The following is a 23,067-nucleotide window of genomic DNA, read 5'->3' as shown; positions in this document are numbered from 1 at the left end:
CAACGAGCCGGAGTTATACGTCAAATAGTTGCAAAAAAAATTAGATTCCCGGAACAAATCCACATAAGATTGGGATACTGTACTTTTGCTGAAAATAACTTAAGGTTGACCATGTCCGAAACTAAACAGGCGTATTTGATGAAATTTCGTAAGTGCTCTTCATTTGACACACTGGAAAAAGTATTTGAACGACTCTGTGAAAAGAATGTTGGTATAGTTTCACTAGAAATTTCCGGGGCATATGACCATCGAAAAGCTGAACTGACAATGAAAAAACTCTACGATAAAGTCCCCGCCAGTGTATGGACCCTGGTTCGTCAGTAAAATGAAAATCCCGGGAACCATTATACAGCCGACGTTTAACAAAAAGAGGTTTATGAAATCGTCTGTTGAACATATAAATTTATTAAATTATTTATTACCACCTCTGGGAATTAGTTTAATCAGAAAAGTAATAACTTCACTTAAAATGCTTTACTTGCTCTGTTGTGGTAAAACGCATGGGAATTAAACCTTTATTAATTTTAACTCTTCCATTCATCTCCTTTTATTTAAACGCGGCGAGCCTAAACGAGTTCAGTCAAAAACTGGATGAAGGTTACCGTTACGCCTGTAACGCAACTCAGACGGGCAACGCAGAGGTTGCCTCTCTGGCGCTTGAGAACTACAGGGCAAATTTCACTACCTCAGACCCAAAAGTTGGTTTCAGCCAGATAATGAATGATGAAATAAACAAGGTTGTCTCGAATTTTTTCAGAATGGGCATGATCCAGGGGAACACCAGTACTGCGGCCTGCGAGACGCCTTCGGAGTTGCTGAGTCAGACCGCTTTGGCGGTATATTCCCGACAGGAAAAGGCGGCGTTGGCATCGAGCCTTGATGCTGTCCGCTTCACTGAATATGCGGCGCAGGCCTACCCGATTTTTGATTCAATCCGGAGTACAAGCATCAGTGAGGATGAAGTAATTAATCAGATTAATAAAATTGGGAATAATGCAATTATAAATGACAAGAATGCTATTGACGCCAGCAATGCGACAAGTGCGATGAAAAACGTAGTGACTGTACTTTTTTCTGCCCGGAGTGACCCGGAACTTATGCAATTTATGATGGGTTATATTGATCAACACAAACTGCATTGAATGTAGGGTCCAGTATTTATATTAAATCAGCTTTCGTCCTGAAAGTGAGCCCACTGTTGGAATGCTCACTAATTCCGGTTCCGTCCGTATTAATAAGTCTCACTGCTGGTGGAGGGACGGGCAACCGGAAAAGTAGCTTTTTACCAGCATAGAATTGCCATCGCTTTATCCATTTGCCCCTGCCACAGTAATAAAAGCAACTTAAAAACTCATGAAAAAAGACCTCTTATCGAAATGTCATACTGCTTTCGTCCGATATAGTGAATGTCTGTATGCTGCGGGGGAAATAACATGCGAAAGAGCTATACCTATGGGATTCCTTTCGGACTCCATCGCGAAACTGGACGGTATCTGGACATCACGGAAGTAAGCAGAGGGAGTGCATGCAACTGTATCTGCCCCGGGTGTCGTACGGATTTGATCGCCAGGCAGGGTGAGGTCAAACTCTGGCACTATAGCCACACCACGGACCTCTTCGGTGATTGTGACGGCTTGATGGAGGCGATTCGGGGAAAAATTATTGAAGTTGTCCGGGAAAGACATCTTCTCGGTTTCCCGCATCTTCTGGCCGGTTATGAAGGCGGGAAGGTGCCACTTGATGAGGTAAGCGGCAGCGGAAGCATGTTCGGCGCCACGGCAGATCTGTTTGTGAAGGTTAACGACCTCTGTGTCGCCGTGTTTCTTGATACCGATCGCAGCGTGGCCGGGAAGCTGACGTTCGACCATCTCCATCCCTCGGAAATGGTAGCAGCATTACGTATCGATCTGCCGGATATAGAATACGAAATCAGTCAGGTACAACTTGGCAGGCGAGATGGAACCTACAGCGAACGTATCGAGAAAATTATCATTGATGAGACGGAGTCACGAGAGTGGTTGTATCATCCCATGATGCAGGAACTGGGGACTGAACCCCTGAAGGTTTATCAGGGCCGTGAGCCTGCGGAAGCAGGACCACTTCTCCAGCGTCTTTCCGACTGCTACATGAAGCTGCCGGACATCTTACCCCAGAGCATGAATACGCTGATAAGAATGCAGCAGGACACCATCGTTTGTTTGTGTCGGCTCACCGTCAGAGCATCCAATATAGCCCAGACTGATGAATTTCCGCTGTTTATACGTTACTTCCGTCTGCATTGTCTCGACACCAGTGAGCATGTGAATTACGAGAAATTGCTGAACTGGCAGGACATGATCACAAAATCACAGGAAGGGCAGTCGCTAACGATGGAGGAACGGGATTATCTCCAGGAAATCGCCCGTATTGGCCTCTACAACCACCGACTTAAAAGTGTCTGCCTGACGGCCTGCGAAGACAGTAAGGTGGCAACAACTGAAGGACCAACAAATTTCTCATTGCTCTGAAGGGGGCTGGGGAGTTACGGGCCTGGCGGGCATGGAAACGTAAACAAAATCTACTTGCTCGCCTTAAGCAGTAATGGGTTGTTCATTTCTTACATGGTCTCAGAGTACCTATCATGATCAGTCCGGTAATATAAACTGGCACAGCCATCATAACAGCCCAACGCTAATGGACATACATTAGCGTTGGGCTGTTATGGCCGAAAGACTGGATCAGGAGTTCCGGATTTTTGCGCGGTAGGTGTGTTTGATCCTTTCAATCGTGGCAAGAGATGCATTCCAGTAGCGTTCAGCGTCGGGGCGATATTGGTCATCGAAGATGCAAAGATTCAATAATAGTGTAATTAGCGTCTCCTGGCGGCAAAGTCAGTCGGCCGGAACTGGTAAACTGTATTCCACCTCACCCGGGCTGGCGGGCGACTGACGTCTTGCCGGTTCATAGCCGGTGGTCGCGTCTGACAATGCGGTGTCCTGCCGGTAGTGACGCTGGCAGGGAGGTTTGCCAAATATACCCTACAGGGACTTCAGGAATGAATACGTTCGAACAGTTTAAAGCACAGGTCACCCAACATGCCTGTGGACTCGGTCCGGAACAACTGGCCGGGTACTGGGGGCGGTCCACCAGCGGCGAATGTGTTTCGCCATCGTATGAAGTGTTCAGGGGTTATCCGACCCGCCATCCGCTGGCGGAGTTTGTGGAGATGGCTGCATCCCGCAACGGCATCAGGCCGGATGACTACCTGGGTGATTTACTCCGGGGGCCGCATGAGGTTGTCGGCTCCCTGACGGATGACAGCACGTCACCCGCCGCCAGCCTGCCTGTCTATTTCTTCCCGGGTGCCGGGATTTACGCTGCGGCGGTCAGTGATACCGAGGTGCTCGATGTCTGGATGAGCTGGCCTTGCTACCCGGAAAACTGGTGAACATCCGAAACCGGGTTAACCGGCCGGGGATGATTTCCACGACAGCTGGTGCGGACGTGATAACACAATTGCATGTCCTCATCCCTAATGCCCCCTGCCAGACCCTTCCGTGCGGTCAGGCTTCGCCTGATTCCCGATCGGCGCGTATACATCAGGCTATAACTCTTTGTTTTCTTTTTATTTTCTTCCTGTTTACTCGAAATTCGCGGGCGGCCTTGCCAGGGCACAATTGTCAAATACGTGATACTGATGGCTGCACATTGTTAATGTCGGGCACGATGTTTTGTAGTTAACAAGCACTAGTTGGATGAGGACATGCAACTTCATGATGTATCTGACGCTGTTGACTCATGGCAGTCGCCAGTTCAGTTACACCATAAACGTTAGCTTTTAATAAGAGAGGGTTACTATGTTTAGAACTGAGCAAAAGTCAGAGCATTTAGGCCAGGTCATGATGATTGATCCGGAGCTGGTTGGGCAGGGCATAGAGGTTGGACAGGTCGTTGTGTTTGATCTGGGGCACGCCAGCAAAGGCGTTGTGCATTTGATGCGCGAAAGCAAAAAGCGTGATTGTTTTTCCCCTACAACAGAGCGCAAACAGACTTTCAATATGACCGATCAAACTACCAAGGGAGGTTGATACGGGTAAGACGACTGTGGGGCACATCTCACACTGATGATGAGGTCATGCAACCTATTAGTCACCGACTTGGCTGATGTTATGATGTACATCGCTTTCATCTCTTTAGACCGGTCTGAAGTAGAGTCTCAATAATCCGTGAGGAATTCGTTATGAGCCGTGAAGTACCTGCTGGTAGGTTTTTTTGTATGGATGAGTTCCACAATCATCATATGAACGATGATGTCATTCGCGAAAGGCTCCGCTCAATAGACGGTATCCCCGGTGTGAGCTATCAGGTATATGGCGATAATGTTTTCGTGTTCGAGAAACTTGTCCAACTGGTGAAACAGAATGGCCATAACCTGGCAACAGCCTTAGACCTCGTTCCGCAGGCAACAATGACCGCCTCAGAGGCTATTGAGGAGTGGTCGGTCTTCCCGGCGCCATATTCTCGTGAGATCAATAATACCGACCATAGTCAGGCGATCTACCACCCTTATTTCAATGCGTATTTGCCCCGGAAATATCCTGACCGTGACGCCTGTAATGCGGATGCGACCAGATTGCTTCTCGGTAATCCTGTCGAGGGTGAGGGGGATTTTGTCTACCGGGGGCAGTCCATGATCCTTCGCCAGCCCTTTACACTCGACCGTCTTCCCCCACGGCCTGAATGGGATGTGCCGGTGTATGAAAATCCCGGTGCCTACACGCATCTCTGGAACACGGATTTTGTCAGTGGCTTCGCGCCGGTTTCCGAATCTTTGTTTAACGAGGTTAAATCAGCGGAGTGGGAATGGAACCACGCTATCGCCGCGACATGCGCGTACATGGGAAATCCGGAGTGTTTCGCCTCGTTGTGGCCCCGGGCGGGAGAGTTCGGACTGGAGCAGCTGGAGCTCAAATCCAGTGACGTTGACGAACTCGATCCGGAATACCACCAGCAATTCCAGGCTATATACCCGGAGCTGTCCATGTTGTCCCCGGCCGCTATCCAGAGAGCCTATGACGAGTACTGTGAATCGATGTGGGAATACCCTGAGAGGTGCGACGGATTTCTTTATCACCTTATTGGCAGTACCGTCAGTTCGAATGTGTCCCGCGACAACCCGGAAAAAACAGGAAGACTCATCGCACACGCATGGCTGACAGGAGCCTCGGTTGAGGATGCCTATCGTTTTGGCTCAGAGGCTCAGCAGTTCGATACCGCTCTTTCTGGGCTGGCGTATCAGGTATCCGTGGCCATGAAATTTGTTGCCGGTGATTCTGCGGCCGCAGGAAATGAAGGCCATCCGATCAGCACACTTTCCGATACCTTCCGTCAGATGAGAAAAGTAAGTAGTACCCTCCTGACGGCCACACAGAACGGCCGGAAATGATAAGCACTAACCAATATGGATTCTAACAAAAAGCACGATGAATACGTCGACTGGCTCATTGAGCAGGCAGACGATCATGAAATAAATGCCATCAGCTCAGGACTCAGAGATGCGTGGGAACTTTGTACGACCTTTCTGGCCTGTGTTTTGCTCGGCAGTGGGATGGTTCTTGCCTGCTTAAATATCACTCAGTAGGGAAATCTGATGACAACTCAAATTGAAGTTATGACGGTTGCTGAGCTGCATGCTCAACTACAACAGCTGGTGGATGATTGGCTCGGAGATATTCCGGTATGTGCGACAGATCTCCGCGCCCGGTAACGGTACCGGCGGCGACATTTTTCCGGTGAAAACCCAGCAGGACTACCGTGCCGCCTACCGTAAGCTCGAAGCGGATGGATATGCACCGGCCGTTATCGAACAAATGACCACAGGCGCTGCCTACAATCTGGCTTATCCACGAATCCCGTTAAAACGCTCTGAGAACGCCACCAGCGAACGGAAGCGAAAACCTGACGTGGACATTCAGGGAGAGCCTTGCGAGCGCTTTGTGACCCAGCGGAGCGGCGCAGCGCAGACAAAATTCAAGAATCTCCTTGTTGAGAATTTCGCGGGTCGGTGTGCGGTCACGGGATGGGTTAATGGTGGTGTGCTGGTAGCGGCTCATATCGAGCATGGGACGCGCTACAACCCTTCGAACGGCATCCTGTTGACGCCGACAATGCACGCGCTGTTTGACGCGGATCTGATGGGTATAGACCCGTCCACACTCACCGTTCATTTTAAACCGGGCATCGAGGCGGGAGAGCTGTTTGAAGGCAAAACGCTCAACCCGTTGGTGTATGACCTGGATACAGACCGGCTGGCTGCTCGCTGGGCTGATTTCCTCGGTACCGAGGAATAGATGGAAAATCCAGCCTATACCGGATGACAGTGTTTCCTGGTTAGGCACCTCATTCTGAGATGTGCTGACTGCACGCCACCATTTTATTGAAAACCGACAGAGTTGATACCACTAATGCCAAATTACCTTACGGGATATTTAAAAGCGACCATTGTTATTTTATCTGCGGGCCTGTCAGGTTGCGACCTGGCAAATGGTGCGACGGAAAGTGGAGTGTATCAGAAATACACGAATGGACCTTTCAGGGAGCCGACTATCGTGATGAGTCCGGGCTGGCGAATGGATGACCACGGCAAGGAAGCACTTATATTCGGGAGCAGCCAATGCCCAGATGCTAACGGCAACACTACGTCTGAGGGCGGTTGCGTCCTCATTGAGAATCACTCTGAGACTGTCGCGGTCATCGTTGTTGATGCGACAAAGCAATTCCGACGCCAGGAAACATGGACGATTGAACATAAAAAGGATCGGACCATTGTGATGCGCCCGGATAACAGTTATGTGATGCCCTGGGTAAAATAGCCAATTAAGTTAATCAAATTAGGATTCATACTATGGGCATTCAAGATTTGGTTGGAAAAGAAAGAGAGCTGATCGTCGTCGCACTACTGGCCCTGCATCGTGAACGCGTTAATAGTTTTAATTCAGCTTGCACGGCATGTTCATTAGCGGGGAAAGAATGGCCGGAACAGGAAATGTTTGGTATTAACGAAGTAATGAATGCCCTCCGCATGGTTGGTGCTTTGCCTGTGAGATAATGAGACCTGCTAGCTTCGCATCTGGCTGATTGATTGCCTGACCTATAACGGATTTCATGAGTTTTGAAGAGATTCTGATGTGGACGCCGTGAACAGGCCTCTTAGCGACGAGGGCTCGTTTTTATGACTAGGCGTGGACGCCAGTGCCAACCTGAATGAACAATGGGATGCAAACCGGAAACAACATGAACACCAGAGTGAATAAGCCTCAACCCGTCAGGCTTCGCCCTGTCTTCCAGAAACTGGAAGAGCTGGGGTTAACAGGGGAAATTATTTCCATTCGCACGGACGGGAAAACTGGAACCTTAACTCCAGACCTGAAGCCTGGTATCTTCAAAACGGGTCCCTGCCAAACGAAACGGATCATGACCGGCAACTGGGTTATCGCTGACTCAAGGGACTACTTTGAACATGTTGTTCTGTGTGTTGAGCGTCCAGACGGAGCCTATGACATATTCACCGGCTCTTTCATAAAATTATATCCGGTTGAAAACTGCAAAAGCAAAATCGTCGAAATGAGTAACCCTGTCCTGGTGGGCATGACTTACTCCATCCGGAAGGTTTTTAATGGAGGAAAGTTCAGTCGGCGAGGAATTGCCTATCTCTCGATCCCCGCAGTAACATCAACAAAAGTAACTTTTCCTTCCCGAACGTATCAGGAGGGGCAGGAACAAATCACAATGTCGAGCCCGGACCAGGCACCATTTTCCGAAGATGTCCGGAAAAACTGCGCCGGTACGTGTGTTCTTACCGGCGTTCGAGCCAGACAAAGAACTGAGGCAGCGCACATTAAACCCCGTCATGCTGGTGGTGAGCCGGATGTGACAAACGGGATTCTACTGCGAAGTGACATCCACACCCTCTTTGACAATTGGCACTTTTCAATCGACCCTGATTCAATGAAAGCCCGTTTCAGCCCGGATGTGCTCTCCGTCGATAAAGACTTGCTACAACTGGAAGGCAAGCAAATTGATTTTTCCCGCTTGCAAATGCCTATCAATATTGAATACCTGCGACATCACTGGAACGAATTTTTTAACCGTCATGGCAATCCATTCAGAAAGAAAGAGCCAAATAATAAAAATCAACAATTATGAAAAACGCCCAGTTAGCAGCAACATGCACTATGAGGCTATGTTAGCCTAATGGCATTCTTATTTGATAAAGCTTGCTACAAGAAGTTTTGTCAATGTTCAACCTGTTTATCAAACCTATGGAGATTATTTATGACTGGGAGTGGTATGAATACTGTACGCATAAACAATGAAGTGAAACACATCTCAGAGTTAGATTCCGAGACCCTTTCTCTTGAATGGAATAAACTGAAAAACGAAAATAACGAACTGTATCGCTGCATAAAGGAAGCAAATTCTGGTTGGCGAGGTTTTGTCCTTCGTTTGATAGGGGTTCATCTGCCTGATGGTAAAACAATTGTCATTCATGGTGTTAGCACTAAAAATGAATCTACTCACACTGAATAATACACAATAGAAAAACTGTTAGTATCAAAGATCACAATGAGGCTATGTTAGCCTTCGAACATTCACAAGAACTAAGAAATTCAAATGGCTTACGTTCAATTCGAGGTAAAAATGATGGCAGATATCAATGACTCTTATTATGCTCGTAACGAAAAGTGGATTAGGCCAGCACTGATTGCTTTTATATTTGCATTTGGCAATAGTCTCGGTGATATTCTCGGGGTTGCGAGCCCCATAGTTTCCACAGCAAGTATGTGGTTGGCTGCAATTGCGTTTATTATCACTGGTGTAATGGTGATGTTTACAGATACGATTTCAGCACATATTTTAAAATTGTTGGCGGTCGTGGCACTGTTAGGGGCAGTCATCACTTTAGTGATTCGCTATTTCACATAGAATCCCTCAATGAATGCACCGCTTGCACGCTTTCTGAGTTATTGTTTCCCTTTATAAACGTCGGCTTATGTATAGCGTTCATCTGCACAACGGGGACGTTGAGTGAATGAGAACTGCCGGATTGCGTTCCTGCATTACCACAATCAGAGATCCTGGTTGTGGTTTCTAAGAAAATTCTGAATATCGGTTCATGAGACCGGTGGTTACAACTTGTAATATATTAGACTTAGCTTTTGATTCATATATTTGTACTATACCCACATCATTTATATGGATGTAGGTCGCTATGGCGTTAAAAGGCAAATTAACTCTCAATGATGCAGATTATGCTCCATTTGAACTTAATGGGGTAGGCGTCTTTATGGCCTTTTCCGGAAACGGAATATACAGAAATCACGGTGGTTGCAGGGTTGTGCCGGATAATGGACCTAAGCGCTGGGCGTACCTCGCCGTTGTTCTCGACCTGTTCTCAAGAAAACCAGTGGGCTGGGCCATGTCGTTCTCGCCGGACAGCAGGCTTACCATGAAAGCACTGGAAATGGCATGGGAAACCCGTGGTAAGCCCGTCGGGGTGATGTTCCACAGCGATAGTAATAATGCCGATGTCAGTCTTTACCACCACTTAGTTTGCCGTTTAACCAGATTGGTGTGATTACTGATGCAGTGAAGACCTTCCCGCATCCTGACTCACACAGCGATCGACCTTTTGTGTCCTGCCCTGGACCCGTCGGTTGCCGGAAGCGCCTTCATGCGAGGCATCTCCTCACCGATGCGCGTGACTCAAGAAGGGCCTGACGGCTTGTCTCGTTACTGTCCTGTCCGGGTTATCTGTCTGGAGATTCAACTCTGTTTCCTCACAGGAGCTCTGTCATGGTTGATAAAGTTACCGAAGCTGCCGTTGTGGGTGGCGTGGATACACATAAAGATTTGCACGTTGCCGCTGTCGTAGATCAGAACAATAAAGTCCTTGGGACTCAGTATTTCTCCACAACACGACAAGGTTACCGGCAGATGCTGGCATGGATGACCTCGTTTGGGACATTAAAGCGAATTGGTGTTGAGTGCACAGGTACCTATGGTTCCGGTTTGCTTCGTTATTTTCAGAACGCCGGGTTAGAAGTTCTTGAGGTGACTGCTCCAGACCGGATGGAGCGACGCAAACGGGGTAAAAGTGACACAATTGATGCTGAATGTGCCGCTCATGCAGCATTCTCAGGCATCAGGACAGTTACTCCCAAAACGCGTGATGGCATGATTGAGTCCCTGCGGGTATTAAAAACTTGCCGAAAAACAGCAATATCAGCCCGCAGAGTCGCTCTCCAGATTATCCATTCAAATATTATCTCTGCCCCGGATGAATTACGTGAACAGCTCAGAAATATGACGCGCATGCAGCTCATCAGGACCCTGGGTTCCTGGAGACCTGATGCCAGTGAATACCGCAATGTAACCAACGTTTATCGCATTTCATTAAAGTCCCTTGCCCGACGCTATCTCGAGTTACATGACGAAATCGCTGATCTGGATGTCATGATTGCGGCAATTGTCGACGAGTTGGCACCTGAGCTGATTAAACGTAATGCTATCGGATACGAAAGCGCTTCACAGTTGCTGATCACTGCCGGAGACAATCCTCAACGGTTAAGATCAGAATCAGGATTTGCGGCACTGTGTGGTGTCAGCCCGGTCCCCGTTTCTTCTGGAAAAACGAACCGTTACCGACTTAATCGTGGTGGAGATCGTGCTGCAAATAGTGCACTTCACATCATCGCCATCGGACGCTTACGAACTGACGCAAAAACAAAGGAATATGTCGCCAGGCGTGTAGCCGAAGGACATACAAAAATGGAAGCGATACGCTGTCTAAAGCGATATATCTCCCGCGAAGTTTACACGTTACTGCGCAATCAAAACAGGCGGATCAACAGTATCCCGATAACAGCTTGACTCTTAGAAGGGCGTCCAGGGCAGCCAGTACGGCAGTGACGACTGGCAGCGCTTCTACCGGGCCAATAACCTGGCGCCGAGCATGAGCCGGCGTGGCAACTGCTGGGATAATGCGGTGGCCGAATCGTTCTTCAGTTCGCTGAAAAAAGAACGGATCAGAAAACGCATATATAAAACCAGGGATCTGGCCCGGGCGGATCTTCGATTACATTGAAGTCTTCTATAACCGGTCCCGGCGCCACAGCCACCTCGGCGACGTCAGTCCGGAGGCCTTCGAACAGGCCTCGTCGTGAGGACAGGATTTGTCTACAGGCGTGGGGTCAGTCCAAACTATAGGGCAGGATCGTCTACCGGGGCGGGGTCAGTCCATCAACGGCTCGGAAGTGTCTAGATTATCCGTGGCGATTCACCGGGGCAAACAGGCCGATCAGGAACGACATAAGAAAGTTCTGTATTACCGACAGGTCAAGAAACTGAGCATAAGAGAAACTGCTGAAGCCACCAGTTACAGTACATCTCAGGTCTGCAGGGTTCAGGCCCTGTTCAGGCCTGAAAATTAAGCACATTTTCTGAGGCTGGAAATCAACTCATGCTGACAGCCTGAGCCTGTTGGCATGGTAAGCAATGTGCTCACCAATAAAGCTGGAAATGAAATAATAGCTGTGGTCGTATCCAGTATGATATCGGAACGACGCATTGAGGTTCATCTCATTGCATACTCTCTCAAGGATTTTGGTGCGCAGTTGCTCTTCATAAAAGGCGTCACTCAGCCCCTGATCAATGAAGATTTCTGGTAATTTTTCACCCTGTAAAATGAGGCTGACTGGATCGTAGGCTTCCCACGTTTTTCTGTTTTCACCCAGGTAAGCGCTAAATGCCTGTTGCCCCCATGGCACCTGAGAAGGCGATACTATCGGGGAAAATGCTGATACGCTCACATATTCACCAGGATTTCGCAGAGCCAGCACCAGAGCACCCAGCCCTCCCATAGAATGACCGGATATAGATTTTCTTGCCGTTGCAGGAAAATGATTCATGACGACATCCGGAAGCTCTCTGAGAATATAGTCATACATCCTGTAATGAACATTCCACGGCTGTTCCGTCGCGTTCAGATAAAAACCGGCCCCCTGGCCAAGATCGTAACTGTCGGCATCCGGGACATTATTACCCCGGGGACTGGTATCCGGGACAACAACGATGACGTTATGCCGGGCTGCATAATGCTGCATACCTGATTTGGTGATGAAATTCTGCTCAGTACAGGTCAGGCCCGACAACCAGTATAGTACCGGCAGTTTTTCTGTTACTGCTTTGGGAGGAAGATACACACCGAAATTCATTTCACAATTAAGGGATTGTGAATAATGCCGGTACACGTTTTGCCAGCCGCCAGAGCTGGCATGCTGCTCAATGAGTTCCATCAGCCGTTATCTCATGGTTATTTCCCCTGACCGAAGCCAGGGGAAGTATCTTTAAATCCGGACGTCAGATAAACGTATACGCCGTGATTTTGTTACCCGCCGGATCCCGCAGGTAGGCAGCATAGGCCCCGGGAAGGTGACCACGCGGGCCAGGTTGACCTTCATCAGCTCCACCGGCGGCAAGGCCGGCAGCATGGAAAGCATCAACCTCTTCCGGGGTGGCAGCAGCGAAGCCGACAGTCACCCCGTTAGCGGAAGGTGCTTCACCGTTGCCCGGACGGGCAATGATAAATGCCGGCTTTTCGCGGCCATAGAGTACCCAGCCGTTGCCAAACGGGCCGAGGTTATTGATACCAAGCGTGCCCAGGACGACATCGTAAAATGCGGAGGATTTCTCGACATCGGCTGCGCCAATGAACACATGAGAAAAGATGCCGTCACCAGAAATTACCGGAGTTGTCATTTTCCACTTCCTTCAGTTTGAGTTGATTAAAATTCTGATGGGATCAGTAATGAATCACTGTCCGGATAGATTTGCCTTCATGCATAAGCTCGAAGGCGTCATTGATTTCATCCAGTGTCATCGTATGGGTTACAAATGGCTCAAGGTCAATATCCCCCTTCATGGCATCCTCGACCATACCGGGGAGCTGAGTGCGGCCTTTTACTCCGCCAAACGCGGAACCTTTCCATACGCGCCCGGTGACCAGCTGGAAAGGACGGGTGGAAATCTCCTGTCCGGCCCCTGCGACACCAATGACAACGGACTGCCCCCACCCACGGTGAGCACTTTCCAGCGCTGCACGCATGACGTTAACGTTACCGATACATTCAAAGGTATGGTCAATACCCCACTTGTTGATATCCAGCAGAACATCTTTAATCGGTTTGTCATAATCATTCGGGTTAATGCAGTCAGTGGCCCCGAACTGACGGGCCAGGTCAAATTTTGTCGGATTAGTATCGATAGCGATAATACGTCCCGCTTTTGCCTGACGGGCCCCCTGTACCGCAGCCAGACCAATTGCCCCCAGACCAAAAATGGCAACTGAATCGCCCGGCTGCACTTTAGCCGTGTTATGGACGGCGCCAATACCGGTAGTCACGCCACAACCCAACAGGCAGACGTGTTCATGGTTCGCCTCCGGGTTAATTTTTGCCAGAGAAACCTCGGCCACAACGGTGTATTCACTGAATGTGGAACATCCCATGTAGTGGTAAAGAGGCTGACCGTTGTATGAAAAGCGAGTGGTCCCGTCAGGCATCAGTCCTTTGCCCTGAGTCTCGCGAACCGATACACAGAGGTTCGTTTTACCGGACTGGCAGAATTCACACTCCCCGCATTCAGCGGTGTAGAGCGGAATAACATGGTCACCCGGCTTCACACTGGTGACGCCTTCACCAACTTCAACGACGATACCGGCTCCCTCGTGGCCGAGAACCACCGGGAAAACGCCCTCAGGGTCATTCCCTGAGAGGGTAAAGGCATCGGTATGGCAGACACCTGTGTGGGTGTTTTTAATCAGCACCTCGCCTTTTTTAGGCGGAGCAACATCAATTTCAACAATCTCCAGGGGCTTCCCTGGTGCAAATGCAACAGCGGCACGTGATTTCATACGTAATATATCCTCAATGTAATAATGGCCTCACCTATTTAAGATAGGCACGAACCAGCTCAATCGTATCGTCAACTGATTTACTGACTTCATGACTGTAGCTGTCATTCTGGTCAAAGGTTTCCCGTATGTGGCTCTCCAGCACCTCTGCCATCAGTCCGTTAGCGGCGCCCCGGACGGCGGCGATTTGCTGGAGAACGGAACGGCATTCAGCGCCACTTTCAAGTGCTCTTTCCAGAGCATCAATCTGACCCCGGATACGGCGAACCCGGGTTAGGACCTTTTTTTTCTCTTCAGGAGTACTGGGCATTGCTTACCTCACTGCTCTGTATTTCTTATACTATAGGGGAGTATTACATTAAGATCAACACATACCCCACTATAGTATAATAAATATATCAGAGCACCGGTAATGACTCCAACTTACTGATAGTGTTTTATGTTCAGATAATGCCCGATGACTTTGTCATGCAGCTCCACCGATTTTGAGAACGACAGTGACTTCCTGCCCAGCCTTGCCAGATGCTGCCTCAGATTCAGGTTATGCCGCTCAATGCGCTGCGTATATCGCTTGCTGATAACGTGCAGTTCTCCCTTCAGGCGTGATTCATAAAGCGGCCAGCCATCCGTCATCCATACCACGACCTCAAAGGCCGACAGCAGGCCCAGAAGACGCTCCAGCGTGACCAACGTGCGTTCACCGAATACGTGCGCCACAACCGTCCTCCGTATCCTGTCATACGCGTAAAACAACCAGCGCTGGCGTGATTTAGCGCCGACGTAACCCCACTGTTCGTCCATTTCCGCGCAAACAATGACGTCACTGCCCGGTTGTATGCGTGAGTTTACCGACTGCGGCCTGAGTTTTTTAAGTGTCGTAAAATCGTGTTGAGGCCAACGCCCATAATGCGTGCACTGGCGCGACATCCGACGCCATTCATGGCCATATCAATAATTTTCTGGTGTGTACCGGGCTGAGAGACGGTGTAAGTGAACTGTAGCTGCCATGTTTTACGGCAGTGAGAGCAGAGATAGCGCTGATGTCCGGCAGTACTTTTACCGTTACGCACCACGCCTTCAGTAGCTGAACAGGAGGGACAGCTGATAGAAACAGAAGCCACTGGAGCACCTCAAAAACACCATCATACACTAAATCAGTAAGTTGGCACCATTACCCGAATTACCAGCGTCTGCTCTTGGCACGGAGCGGACCTATTTACTGAGCCGAAGGTCCGCTCAGACTAACTCATTAAAGCCTGGTTGTTTTATCGCATCATCAGCCGTGTTCTGAAGCATTAGCTATGTATCTTCAGGGATGCTGATTTTCCCTCTGCACCAGATAAACCAGAATACAGTTTGATGTCGGTCAAAAAAGACAGCTTTAAGTGCATGAAATGAATAATGTTTCTTGAATGCTGGCAAAGCACTGGGATAGTAGTGTTGATTATTAGACGATCGGTCAATATTATTTATTGACGACTTAATGACTGAACGGTAAACGCCCGGACAAACGAGGTGAACGTGTTTAAATCTTTATTAATCAACAAAACAGATGGACGCTATAGTGCGCAACTTGCTGAAATCGCTGAAAGTGAACTACCGCAGGGGGATGTGGAGGTCAATGTTGACTATTCATCCATCAACTACAAAGACGCACTGGCCATTACGGGCCGGGGCCCAATCGTCCGACGCTTTCCCATGGTGCCCGGCATTGATTTTACCGGTACAGTGTCCGCCAGTTCACATCCCGAATATCAGGCCGGAGATAAGGTTCTCCTGACCGGCTGGGGTGTTGGGGAAAAACACTGGGGCGGACTATCCGAAAAAGCACGGGTAAATGGAGACTGGCTGACGCCGCTCCCGGCTGGCGCTAACGGCAAACACGTAATGGCAATCGGAACAGCTGGGTTTACCGCGATGCTGTGCGTAGACGCACTTCTGAATCATGGTATTAAGCCTGAAGATGGTCCGGTACTTGTTACCGGTGCCAGCGGCGGCGTCGGGAGCATTGCGGCCATGATCCTTGCATCAATGGGGTACCGCGTTACGGCGTCTACTGGACGCCCGGAAGAGGCTGCCTGGCTCTATAAAACGGTCGGTGTGGACGAGATTATTAACCGTTCCGAGCTCTCCTGTCCCGGAAAACCGTTACAGAAAGAACGCTGGGCTGCCGCCATTGATACAGTCGGTAGCCATACGCTCTGCAATGTATGCGCCGGGGTGCGTTATGGCAGTATTGTTGCAGCCTGCGGCATGGCACAGGGGATGGAACTAATGGGGAATGTGGCTCCGTTTATCCTGCGTGGCGTCACGCTGAAAGGGATTGACAGTGTCATGTTCGCGAAGGAAAAAAGAGCGGCGATCTGGCAGCAGGCGGTACAGTATTTACCGGAGTCCAGACTGGATAGCCTGACCACCGTTTATCCGCTGAGTGATGCCATCAATGTGGCCGAAAAACTTCTGAGTGGCGGAATTCGTGGCCGGGCAGTAATTCAGTGTAGCTAATGAAGTGGAAGCCAGGCTCAGCCTGGGTTTGATAATTATTATCAGGGGCTGCGGCCCCTTTTTTACTTTTCAACAGCCGTGTCCTTAGAGGGCTGATAGCGTACTGACTTTTTGAAATAGCTCCAGAAGTCGTACACAGGCTGGGTTGAGCAATAAAGTTTGGCACGCATTACGGCACCCTCCCAACTGCTCCAGAAAATGGCCGCCAGTTGCGTATTATTCATATCGGAACGGATTTCGCCCGAAGATAACGCGTCGGACAGACAGCACGCCACAAGCGCCTGCCAGCGCTCAAGTATTTCGTGGAGCTGTTTGATAAAGGACAGTGGAAGACCCGGACTCTCCTGCATCATATTGCCAACCAGACAGCCCCGGGTGAAATTGTACTTTTTAATGCCGTCGCAGGCATCGTCGATGAAATTTTCCAGACGCATCATTGGTGTGAAGGATGATTCATACAGATGTTTTTGGAGTTTATGCACAAAGAAACTGTCATAGGCGCTCAGAACAGTCTGGGCATACTCTTCTTTGCTCTTGAAATAGTAATAAAATGAGCCTTTAGGAACACTGGCATTTTTGACAATGGCATCGACTCCCGTTGAAAGAAAACCATTCTGCGTGAGCAGTTCAAGCCCGCTTCGGATCAGGTCATTACGGGTATCTGTATAGGTACTCTCTGTTTTTCGTGGCCTGCCTCGCCCACGAATTTCGCCAGTCATGACTTTGCTCCTGCATTTTATTAACGGAAAAGAATAAGTGATTTTGCGCGGAGGCTTCAATCAGTTTATCCCCGGCGGTGACGAGGTGGCCACCTATGCCGACTGGACAGGGGACTGACTATTGCCATAACGCCATCGCAGGTTGCTTCAGTAAACCTGCTAATCCCGTACAATGGCGAATTCGCTATATCCGCTTCTCGCACTTAGCTGCCATAAATCGGCCAGGCAATCACAGGTCATTTCTGTCTCGCAAAGAAGGTGCCGTTTCTGCTTTGCGTTGACACCCCTAAATATTAGAATTAAAAGGAGAGAGTTACTGGAAAAAGGCAGCGGAGGCAGTGACAATCGTGGCTTGAAGCCACTACTCGATGGATGCGGACATGTAGTTGGCGTCATTCGACAAAACTAGCAAACTTCTAATAGTCACCATTTCTCCCGTCTGGCGGGAGTGCTGTCAAATGCCCCCCTCATCTCTGTGTGGGAAATGAAGGGTGAAGGGGAAATAGATGACAGCGTTATTTCTACGCCCAGAATACTGAATACCTTGTACAGACGATCAATACTGGCGCTAGCAGGGTTTGCTTCCAGGCGGGCATAGGTTTGCTGCGTTACGCCAAGCCTCTCAGACACATCTTTTTGCGTGAAGCCCTTGATTTTGCGAAACCCGATTAGCACAGGTCTGAGCTGGTTCAGCGTTTTTATCGGGAACTGATTATTCATAAGTGACCTGCCTCGCAGACTGAGTAGGGAGTACCGCCCTGTAATACAGCAGGTAAGGTGTATTTTGTGTTATACAGACTATAGGCTGTAAAACCTTTATTGAAAAGATGCTGATGTTCCAGGGGCATGCCGAGCATGGACGATTTTCTGCGGGGCGGTATTTCGCTACGGGGGAGATTGCGTTCGGGCAATGTACCGGTGTAAAAAACGTCAATTTTTCAAAACCGCTGTTATCGGGATAAGCTGAAAACTCCGAAGGCAGACACAGCCACGAATAATGTCAGACTTAAACTCTGTAGCTGTCTTCTTTTGCCTGTAAATAACGTCTAGTTTGACTCTGATGAAGGCTGTACCAGGCAGAGAACATGTCACTCTCGGGGCCGGATGATAAAATGTGTTCAACTGGCTGGGCAGGGTAATAGCGAAGAACGTTCTCTGAAATTCGATTCAGCTCAGCGTAACGTGCGCTGTAGGTATGTATAATCCATTGCATCAATTTTGCATCCGTATTATTCGCAGATTACACACAAGAAGCTTAACAATGGCTGAAAGAGTGAGCAGGGATATGTAACAAAAACAAGGGCTTCAAGATGAACTGGATAAAACCGGAGCAGAGCAAGCCCTGTTCCGGTTTGTCAGGCTTTGGAATTTCTTCCAGGCCCCTGCAGCTAGTCACAACAAACACATTAATGTTTTCATTGCTTCAATTCAATATTATTGTGTGAAAGGGATTCCATCGAAATCGGCTTATGCATGCTTAAAACTAAACTGCCCCGGCTGCAGTCATTTGGTTGCTGTGGGCTCTGTACTGTGTCTAATAGTGAAAGAATCTTACGTTATAACGAAGGAAATTGCTGAATGACTCTACGATTGCAGACGGAATCACCCGCTGACCAGGATATGTTTAGAGGCAGCAGTCATGAAAAAGTTGCAGAGAATGTGGCTCAGATCATCAGGACACCTGATGTCAATATTATTGGTCTGGAAGGTGAGCTGGGTTCAGGTAAGTGAATCGCCACAGGTTTAACAGACACCTCAGAGTCATTTAAGATGGCTTAAAGAGAGGTGCCCATGAGCGGTAAGCGTTATCCCGAAGAGTTTAAAACTGAAGCAGTCAAACAGGTTGTTGATCGCGGTTATTCTGTTGCCAGCGTTGCAACACGTCTCGATATCACCACCCACAGCCTTTACGCCTGGATAAAGAAGTACGGTCCGGATCCTTCCACTAATAAAGAACAGTCAGATGCTCAGGCCGAGATCCGCCGTCTCCAGAAAGAGCTGAAGCGGGTTACCGACGAACGGGACATATTAAAAAAAGCCGCTGTAGATTCAATTGGTCAACGCAACAGTTATGTGAAAACATGGGGTTGCGGAGGTTTTTTGAATGAGACGAACATTTACAGCAGAGGAAAAAGCCTCTGTTTTTGAACTATGGAAGAACGGAACAGGCTTCAGTGAAATAGCGAATATCCTGGGTTCAAAACCCGGAACGATCTTCACTATGTTAAGGGATACTGGCGGCATAAAACCCCATGAGCGTAAGCGGGCTGTAGCTCACCTGACACTGTCTGAGCGCGAGGAGATACGAGCTGGTTTGTCAGCCAAAATGAGCATTCGTGCGATAGCTACTGCGCTGAATCGCAGTCCTTCGACGATCTCACGTGAAGTTCAGCGTAATCGGGGCAGACGCTATTACAAAGCTGTTGATGCTAATAACCGAGCCAACAGAATGGCGAAAAGGCCAAAACCGTGCTTACTGGATCAAAATTTACCATTGCGAAAGCTTGTTCTGGAAAAGCTGGAGATGAAATGGTCTCCAGAGCAAATATCAGGATGGTTAAGGCGAACAAAACCACGTCAAAAAACGCTGCGAATATCACCTGAGACAATTTATAAAACGCTGTACTTTCGTAGCCGTGAAGCGCTACACCACCTGAATATACAGCATCTGCGACGGTCGCATAGCCTTCGCCATGGCAGGCGTCATACCCGCAAAGGCGAAAGAGGTACGATTAACATAGTGAACGGAACACCAATTCACGAACGTTCCCGAAATATCGATAACAGACGCTCTCTGGGGCATTGGGAGGGCGATTTAGTCTCAGGTACAAAAAACTCCCATATAGCCACACTTGTAGACCGAAAATCACGTTATACGATCATCCTTAGACTCAGGGGCAAAGATTCTGTCTCAGTAAATCAGGCTCTTACCGACAAATTCCTGAGTTTACCGTCAGAACTCAGAAAATCACTGACATGGGACAGAGGAATGGAACTGGCCAGACATCTAGAATTTACTGTCAGCACCGGCGTTAAAGTTTACTTCTGCGATCCTCAGAGTCCTTGGCAGCGGGGAACAAATGAGAACACAAATGGGCTAATTCGGCAGTATTTTCCTAAAAAGACATGTCTTGCCCAATATACTCAACATGAACTAGATCTGGTTGCTGCTCAGCTAAACAACAGACCGAGAAAGACACTGAAGTTCAAAACACCGAAAGAGATAATTGAAAGGGGTGTTGCATTGACAGATTGAATCTACAGCGGCGTACTTCGCAAAGCTGTCCGACTGAGGTACGCCTTTATCCGTGACAACACCTGTTGCTGGCCTGTTCGCCTGCTCTGTCGGGTGCTGGATGTTCATCCCAGTGGTTTTTACGCCTGGCTTCAGCAGCCGCATTCACAACGCCATCAGGCAGACCTGAGACTGACAGGACAGATTAAACAGTTCTGGCTGGAATCGGGATGCGTTTATGGTTATCGCAAAATCCATCTGGATCTGCGGGACAGCGGGCAACAGTGCGGAGTGAACCGGGTCTGGCGACTGATGAAACGTGTCGGGATAAAGGCTCAGGTCGGATACCGGAGCCCGCGGGCACGTAAAGGCGAGGCCAGTATCGTGTCGCCCAACAGGCTCCAGCGACAGTTCAATCCGGATGCTCCGGATGAGCGTTGGGTAACGGACATAACCTACAGTGTGCCCGGAGTTCAGGGCGGGCATGGATGCTTAAATGAACCGCGAGTCTGTCTGGAATATTGAACCGGTAACTCACGATGAGAAACCCAACAATCCCACCGGGTGTGACGGTGGAGAACCTGAGCGGCAGTGACCTGCGGCATGCCCGCAGGGTGATGTAACCCGCTGACAACGGGGATTGAGGCGAGATCACTAAGCCGAGATGATCCTCAAGGTTAAGTACTGAAAGGCTGAAGAACATGAACCCGTTAATCCGCCTCTGTGGGTTGAAAACGTCACCACGGCCTACGTGATCTGACAGGCCGTGCAGGAGGAACTGGCAGTGATACGTAAGCACTGCCGGTCGAAGGTGTTTTGACATGTATGCGAAACACCGGGGCAGCAGCGTCTATCACGCTTGCGTTGCTGACTTCTGCCAACTTGCGGCAAGCAAGGATAAAGAGTGCGACGGGCAGCCTCCTCAGTATGCCTGAGTCCAGGCAGGTAAACCGGGGAAGGTCAGCGACGGATGTTAAGGGGGCATGGCTCCGATGACGCGCTGGCTGGCGGAGCTTCCGTAGTAGTCCGCGATGGGGAAAGCCCATTACATGGCGAAGGGAAGCAGTTTGAATGTGTTTGCGACGTGAATTAACTGACCTAACGAGGTGAAGACCTTTGATAATCAGCGAAATGCAACGCAAGCTTGCCACATGGGCAGCCACCGATCCGTCCCTACGGATTCAACGGCTGCTGCGTCTGATAACACAACCAGAATGGCTGGCTGAAGCGGCGCGGATCACGCTTTCATCAAAGGGGGCCCATACCCCCGGCGTTGATGGCGTGAACAAAACAATGCTACAGGCCAGACTGGCTGTTGAGCTGCAAATCCTCAGGGATGAATTACTCTCAGGCCACTACCAGCCCTTGCCCGCCAGACGGGTTTACATCCCTAAAAGCAACGGCAAACTGCGACCACTGGGTATCCCCGCGTTGCGGGATCGTATTGTTCAGCGGGCCATGCTGATGGCGATGGAGCCGATATGGGAGAGTGATTTTCATACGCTCTCATATGGCTTCCGGCCTGAGCGCAGTGTCCACCACGCGATCCGCACGGTGAAATTACAGCTCACAGACTGTGGTGAAACCCGGGGACGCTGGGTGATTGAAGGCGACCTGTCCAGTTACTTCGACACCGTACATCATCGACTGCTGATGAAGGCTGTACGCCGCAGGATCAGTGACGCACGTTTCATGACTCTGCTGTGGAAAACCATCAAGGCGGGACATATCGATGTCGGTCTCTTTCGGGCGGCCAGTGAAGGTGTACCACAGGGCGGTGTTATATCGCCGCTATTATCGAACATCATGCTGAATGAGTTCGATCAATACCTGCATGAGCGCTACCTGAGCGGGAAAGCCAGAAAAGATCGGTGGTACTGGAATAACAGTATCCAACGGGGCCGAAGTACGGCGGTCAGAGAAAACTGGCAGTGGAAACCCGCGGTGGCGTACTGCCGCTATGCCGATGATTTTGTCCTCATCGTCAAAGGCACCAAAGCACAGGCGGAAGCCATCAGGGAGGAGTGTCGGGGTGTGCTCGAAGGCAGTCTGAAACTCAGGCTGAACATGGATAAGACTAAAATCACCCATGTTAATGACGGCTTTATCTTTCTGGGGCACAGGATCATTCGCAAACGCAGTCGTTATGGCGAGATGCGAGTGGTCTCAACGATCCCGCAGGAGAAAGCCAGAAACTTCGCCGCATCGCTGACAGCACTGTTATCAGGCAACTACAGTGAAAGCAAAGTCGATATGGCTGAACAACTCAACCGAAAACTGAAAGGCTGGGCCATGTTCTATCAGTTCGTTGATTTTAAGGCCAAAGTCTTCAGTTATATCGACCGTGTCGTGTTCTGGAAGCTGGCTCACTGGCTGGCCCGCAAATACCTTACAGGTATCGCTTCCCTGATGAGGTGGTGGTGTAAATCACCGAAACCGGGTCAGAGCAAAACGTGGGTTTTATTTGGTAAAACCAATCACGGCAAGCTCAGCGGCGAAATACTGTACCGGTTGGTGGGGCAAGGCAAGAAGCTGTTCCGCTGGCGGCTACCCGAAGGTAATCCCTATCTGAGGACGGAGACCAGAAACACGTATACATCGCGCTTTACAGAAGTGGCAATGGCGTTCGCCAGCATTTAAATGGAGAGCCGGATGCG

24 protein-coding genes and 5 pseudogenes are annotated in these 23,067 nt (G+C 49.5%); 22 read left to right on the top strand and 7 right to left on the bottom strand.

Going from position 1 to position 23,067, the window contains the following annotated elements; genetic code table 11:
* Window positions 1-111 precede the first annotated feature (111 nt).
* The 16 genes and pseudogenes from C2U54_RS26890 to C2U54_RS26800 all read left to right on the top strand — a co-directional run.
* The gene (locus C2U54_RS26890; protein WP_022652191.1) at window positions 112-324 is read left to right on the top strand and encodes an Hha/YmoA family nucleoid-associated regulatory protein; all 213 of its coding nucleotides are present in this window, start codon (window positions 112-114) and stop codon (window positions 322-324) included.
* A gap of 176 nt (window positions 325-500) precedes the next feature.
* Window positions 501-1,142: a hypothetical protein gene (locus tag C2U54_RS26885; RefSeq protein WP_015063153.1), complete on the top strand. Its 642-nt coding sequence runs from the start codon at window positions 501-503 to the stop codon at window positions 1,140-1,142.
* 291 nt (window positions 1,143-1,433) lie between these two features.
* A complete protein-coding gene (locus C2U54_RS26880; RefSeq protein WP_022652192.1) occupies window positions 1,434-2,507 on the top strand; it encodes a competence protein CoiA family protein in 1,074 nt (357 codons plus the stop codon).
* Window positions 2,508-3,034: 527 nt separating this feature from the next.
* Window positions 3,035-3,427: a hypothetical protein gene (locus C2U54_RS26875; RefSeq protein WP_022652193.1), complete on the top strand. Its 393-nt coding sequence runs from the start codon at window positions 3,035-3,037 to the stop codon at window positions 3,425-3,427.
* A 409-nt stretch (window positions 3,428-3,836) separates the two neighbouring features.
* Entirely contained in the window at window positions 3,837-4,067 is a 231-nt protein-coding gene (locus C2U54_RS26870) for a hypothetical protein (RefSeq protein WP_022652194.1), read from the top strand.
* Window positions 4,068-4,219: 152 nt separating this feature from the next.
* Complete coding sequence (locus C2U54_RS26865; protein WP_015063155.1) at window positions 4,220-5,425, top strand: hypothetical protein; 1,206 nt, start codon at window positions 4,220-4,222, stop codon at window positions 5,423-5,425.
* Between the two features lie 268 nt (window positions 5,426-5,693).
* Window positions 5,694-6,329 carry an HNH endonuclease gene (locus C2U54_RS26855; protein WP_306666234.1) on the top strand — a complete coding sequence of 212 codons (636 nt, stop codon included), beginning with the start codon at window positions 5,694-5,696 and terminating at the stop codon, window positions 6,327-6,329.
* A 114-nt stretch (window positions 6,330-6,443) separates the two neighbouring features.
* Window positions 6,444-6,851, top strand: a complete 408-nt coding sequence (locus tag C2U54_RS26850; protein ID WP_015063157.1) for a hypothetical protein — start codon at window positions 6,444-6,446, stop codon at window positions 6,849-6,851.
* 32 nt (window positions 6,852-6,883) lie between these two features.
* A complete protein-coding gene (locus C2U54_RS26845) occupies window positions 6,884-7,087 on the top strand; it encodes a hypothetical protein (protein WP_022652195.1) in 204 nt (67 codons plus the stop codon).
* A gap of 185 nt (window positions 7,088-7,272) precedes the next feature.
* Entirely contained in the window at window positions 7,273-8,184 is a 912-nt protein-coding gene (locus C2U54_RS27660; RefSeq protein ID WP_022652196.1) for an HNH endonuclease, read from the top strand.
* Between the two features lie 129 nt (window positions 8,185-8,313).
* Window positions 8,314-8,568: a hypothetical protein gene (locus C2U54_RS26835; RefSeq protein ID WP_022652197.1), complete on the top strand. Its 255-nt coding sequence runs from the start codon at window positions 8,314-8,316 to the stop codon at window positions 8,566-8,568.
* Window positions 8,569-8,652: 84 nt separating this feature from the next.
* Window positions 8,653-8,964 (top strand): hypothetical protein, encoded by a 312-nt coding sequence (locus tag C2U54_RS26830; protein ID WP_032610398.1) that lies wholly within the window; start codon window positions 8,653-8,655, stop codon window positions 8,962-8,964.
* A gap of 430 nt (window positions 8,965-9,394) precedes the next feature.
* A pseudogene (locus C2U54_RS27650) lies at window positions 9,395-9,562 on the top strand (DDE-type integrase/transposase/recombinase); the annotation flags it as partial.
* Window positions 9,563-9,834: 272 nt separating this feature from the next.
* Window positions 9,835-10,911 carry an IS110 family transposase gene (locus C2U54_RS26810; protein WP_000227969.1) on the top strand — a complete coding sequence of 359 codons (1,077 nt, stop codon included), beginning with the start codon at window positions 9,835-9,837 and terminating at the stop codon, window positions 10,909-10,911.
* A 16-nt stretch (window positions 10,912-10,927) separates the two neighbouring features.
* Window positions 10,928-11,204 (top strand): annotated as a pseudogene (locus C2U54_RS26805) (IS3 family transposase); the annotation flags it as partial.
* A 114-nt stretch (window positions 11,205-11,318) separates the two neighbouring features.
* Window positions 11,319-11,471: pseudogene (locus C2U54_RS26800) on the top strand (recombinase family protein); the annotation flags it as partial.
* 27 nt (window positions 11,472-11,498) lie between these two features.
* Here C2U54_RS26800 and fghA read toward each other — a convergent pair.
* The 5 genes from fghA to C2U54_RS26775 all read right to left on the bottom strand — a co-directional run bounded on the left by fghA (window position 11,499) and on the right by C2U54_RS26775 (window position 15,072).
* Window positions 11,499-12,335: an S-formylglutathione hydrolase gene (fghA, locus tag C2U54_RS26795; RefSeq protein ID WP_012561110.1), complete on the bottom strand. Its 837-nt coding sequence runs from the start codon at window positions 12,333-12,335 to the stop codon at window positions 11,499-11,501.
* Window positions 12,336-12,399: 64 nt separating this feature from the next.
* A complete protein-coding gene (locus C2U54_RS26790) occupies window positions 12,400-12,798 on the bottom strand; it encodes a VOC family protein (protein WP_012561111.1) in 399 nt (132 codons plus the stop codon).
* 43 nt (window positions 12,799-12,841) lie between these two features.
* Window positions 12,842-13,951, bottom strand: coding sequence for an S-(hydroxymethyl)glutathione dehydrogenase (frmA, locus tag C2U54_RS26785; protein WP_017384070.1), 1,110 nt, complete (start codon window positions 13,949-13,951; stop codon window positions 12,842-12,844).
* A gap of 34 nt (window positions 13,952-13,985) precedes the next feature.
* The gene (gene frmR, locus C2U54_RS26780; protein ID WP_017384071.1) at window positions 13,986-14,261 is read right to left on the bottom strand and encodes a formaldehyde-responsive transcriptional repressor FrmR; all 276 of its coding nucleotides are present in this window, start codon (window positions 14,259-14,261) and stop codon (window positions 13,986-13,988) included.
* Window positions 14,262-14,374: 113 nt separating this feature from the next.
* Window positions 14,375-15,072 (bottom strand): IS1 family transposase gene (locus tag C2U54_RS26775; protein ID WP_223195083.1). Its coding sequence is split into 2 segments (ribosomal slippage): window positions 14,375-14,823 and window positions 14,823-15,072, totalling 699 coding nucleotides; the frame shifts between segments, so codons are not numbered across the junction.
* A gap of 400 nt (window positions 15,073-15,472) precedes the next feature.
* Here C2U54_RS26775 and acuI point away from each other — a divergent pair.
* Window positions 15,473-16,456, top strand: a complete 984-nt coding sequence (gene acuI / locus C2U54_RS26765; RefSeq protein ID WP_023280857.1) for an acrylyl-CoA reductase (NADPH) — start codon at window positions 15,473-15,475, stop codon at window positions 16,454-16,456.
* Window positions 16,457-16,518: 62 nt separating this feature from the next.
* Here acuI and acuR read toward each other — a convergent pair whose 3' ends face one another.
* Both acuR and C2U54_RS26755 read right to left on the bottom strand, forming a co-directional pair.
* Complete coding sequence (gene acuR, locus C2U54_RS26760) at window positions 16,519-17,175, bottom strand: acrylate utilization transcriptional regulator AcuR (RefSeq protein WP_023280966.1); 657 nt, start codon at window positions 17,173-17,175, stop codon at window positions 16,519-16,521.
* A gap of 423 nt (window positions 17,176-17,598) precedes the next feature.
* Window positions 17,599-17,895: a helix-turn-helix transcriptional regulator gene (locus C2U54_RS26755; RefSeq protein ID WP_017384073.1), complete on the bottom strand. Its 297-nt coding sequence runs from the start codon at window positions 17,893-17,895 to the stop codon at window positions 17,599-17,601.
* An 858-nt stretch (window positions 17,896-18,753) separates the two neighbouring features.
* Between C2U54_RS26755 and C2U54_RS27410 the strand changes: the two genes are divergently transcribed.
* The 5 genes and pseudogenes from C2U54_RS27410 to ltrA all read left to right on the top strand — a co-directional run bounded on the left by C2U54_RS27410 (window position 18,754) and on the right by ltrA (window position 23,050).
* A complete protein-coding gene (locus C2U54_RS27410) occupies window positions 18,754-18,906 on the top strand; it encodes a tRNA (adenosine(37)-N6)-threonylcarbamoyltransferase complex ATPase subunit type 1 TsaE (protein WP_139156019.1) in 153 nt (50 codons plus the stop codon).
* Between the two features lie 60 nt (window positions 18,907-18,966).
* Window positions 18,967-19,215 (top strand): annotated as a pseudogene (locus C2U54_RS26750) (transposase); the annotation flags it as partial.
* Between the two features lie 64 nt (window positions 19,216-19,279).
* Window positions 19,280-20,431, top strand: a complete 1,152-nt coding sequence (locus C2U54_RS26745) for an IS30-like element IS30 family transposase (RefSeq protein WP_001254932.1) — start codon at window positions 19,280-19,282, stop codon at window positions 20,429-20,431.
* A 9-nt stretch (window positions 20,432-20,440) separates the two neighbouring features.
* Window positions 20,441-20,869 (top strand): annotated as a pseudogene (locus tag C2U54_RS26740) (IS3 family transposase); the annotation flags it as partial.
* Window positions 20,870-21,541: 672 nt separating this feature from the next.
* Complete coding sequence (gene ltrA, locus C2U54_RS26730) at window positions 21,542-23,050, top strand: group II intron reverse transcriptase/maturase (protein WP_139156384.1); 1,509 nt, start codon at window positions 21,542-21,544, stop codon at window positions 23,048-23,050.
* Window positions 23,051-23,067: the final 17 nt, after the last annotated feature.

The sequence above is a fragment of the Leclercia sp. LSNIH1 genome, from assembly GCF_002902985.1.
Taxonomy (GTDB): Bacteria; Pseudomonadota; Gammaproteobacteria; order Enterobacterales; family Enterobacteriaceae; genus Enterobacter.
The sequence above is the reverse complement of the archived record's forward strand: the minus strand, read 5'-3'. Positions and strand labels throughout refer to the sequence as shown.

Bases quoted from the DNA above. Each gene is read 5' to 3' on its own strand.
- C2U54_RS26875 (WP_022652193.1), top strand. From the start codon at position 3,035: ATGAATACGTTCGAACAGTTTAAAGCACAGGTCACCCAACATGCCTGT.
- C2U54_RS26755 (WP_017384073.1), bottom strand. From the start codon at position 17,895: ATGAATAATCAGTTCCCGATAAAAACGCTGAACCAGCTCAGACCTGTG.
- C2U54_RS26810 (WP_000227969.1), top strand. From the start codon at position 9,835: ATGGTTGATAAAGTTACCGAAGCTGCCGTTGTGGGTGGCGTGGATACA.
- C2U54_RS26850 (WP_015063157.1), top strand. From the start codon at position 6,444: ATGCCAAATTACCTTACGGGATATTTAAAAGCGACCATTGTTATTTTA.
- C2U54_RS26870 (WP_022652194.1), top strand. From the start codon at position 3,837: ATGTTTAGAACTGAGCAAAAGTCAGAGCATTTAGGCCAGGTCATGATG.
- C2U54_RS26885 (WP_015063153.1), top strand. From the start codon at position 501: ATGGGAATTAAACCTTTATTAATTTTAACTCTTCCATTCATCTCCTTT.
- C2U54_RS26890 (WP_022652191.1), top strand. From the start codon at position 112: ATGTCCGAAACTAAACAGGCGTATTTGATGAAATTTCGTAAGTGCTCT.
- C2U54_RS27660 (WP_022652196.1), top strand. From the start codon at position 7,273: ATGAACACCAGAGTGAATAAGCCTCAACCCGTCAGGCTTCGCCCTGTC.
- C2U54_RS26830 (WP_032610398.1), top strand. From the start codon at position 8,653: ATGGCTTACGTTCAATTCGAGGTAAAAATGATGGCAGATATCAATGAC.
- frmA (WP_017384070.1), bottom strand. From the start codon at position 13,951: ATGAAATCACGTGCCGCTGTTGCATTTGCACCAGGGAAGCCCCTGGAG.
- C2U54_RS26790 (WP_012561111.1), bottom strand. From the start codon at position 12,798: ATGACAACTCCGGTAATTTCTGGTGACGGCATCTTTTCTCATGTGTTC.
- C2U54_RS26855 (WP_306666234.1), top strand. From the start codon at position 5,694: ATGATTGGCTCGGAGATATTCCGGTATGTGCGACAGATCTCCGCGCCC.
- C2U54_RS26865 (WP_015063155.1), top strand. From the start codon at position 4,220: ATGAGCCGTGAAGTACCTGCTGGTAGGTTTTTTTGTATGGATGAGTTC.
- C2U54_RS26845 (WP_022652195.1), top strand. From the start codon at position 6,884: ATGGGCATTCAAGATTTGGTTGGAAAAGAAAGAGAGCTGATCGTCGTC.
- fghA (WP_012561110.1), bottom strand. From the start codon at position 12,335: ATGGAACTCATTGAGCAGCATGCCAGCTCTGGCGGCTGGCAAAACGTG.
- C2U54_RS26835 (WP_022652197.1), top strand. From the start codon at position 8,314: ATGACTGGGAGTGGTATGAATACTGTACGCATAAACAATGAAGTGAAA.
- C2U54_RS26880 (WP_022652192.1), top strand. From the start codon at position 1,434: ATGCGAAAGAGCTATACCTATGGGATTCCTTTCGGACTCCATCGCGAA.
- C2U54_RS26745 (WP_001254932.1), top strand. From the start codon at position 19,280: ATGAGACGAACATTTACAGCAGAGGAAAAAGCCTCTGTTTTTGAACTA.
- C2U54_RS27410 (WP_139156019.1), top strand. From the start codon at position 18,754: ATGACTCTACGATTGCAGACGGAATCACCCGCTGACCAGGATATGTTT.
- acuR (WP_023280966.1), bottom strand. From the start codon at position 17,175: ATGACTGGCGAAATTCGTGGGCGAGGCAGGCCACGAAAAACAGAGAGT.
- ltrA (WP_139156384.1), top strand. From the start codon at position 21,542: ATGCAACGCAAGCTTGCCACATGGGCAGCCACCGATCCGTCCCTACGG.
- frmR (WP_017384071.1), bottom strand. From the start codon at position 14,261: ATGCCCAGTACTCCTGAAGAGAAAAAAAAGGTCCTAACCCGGGTTCGC.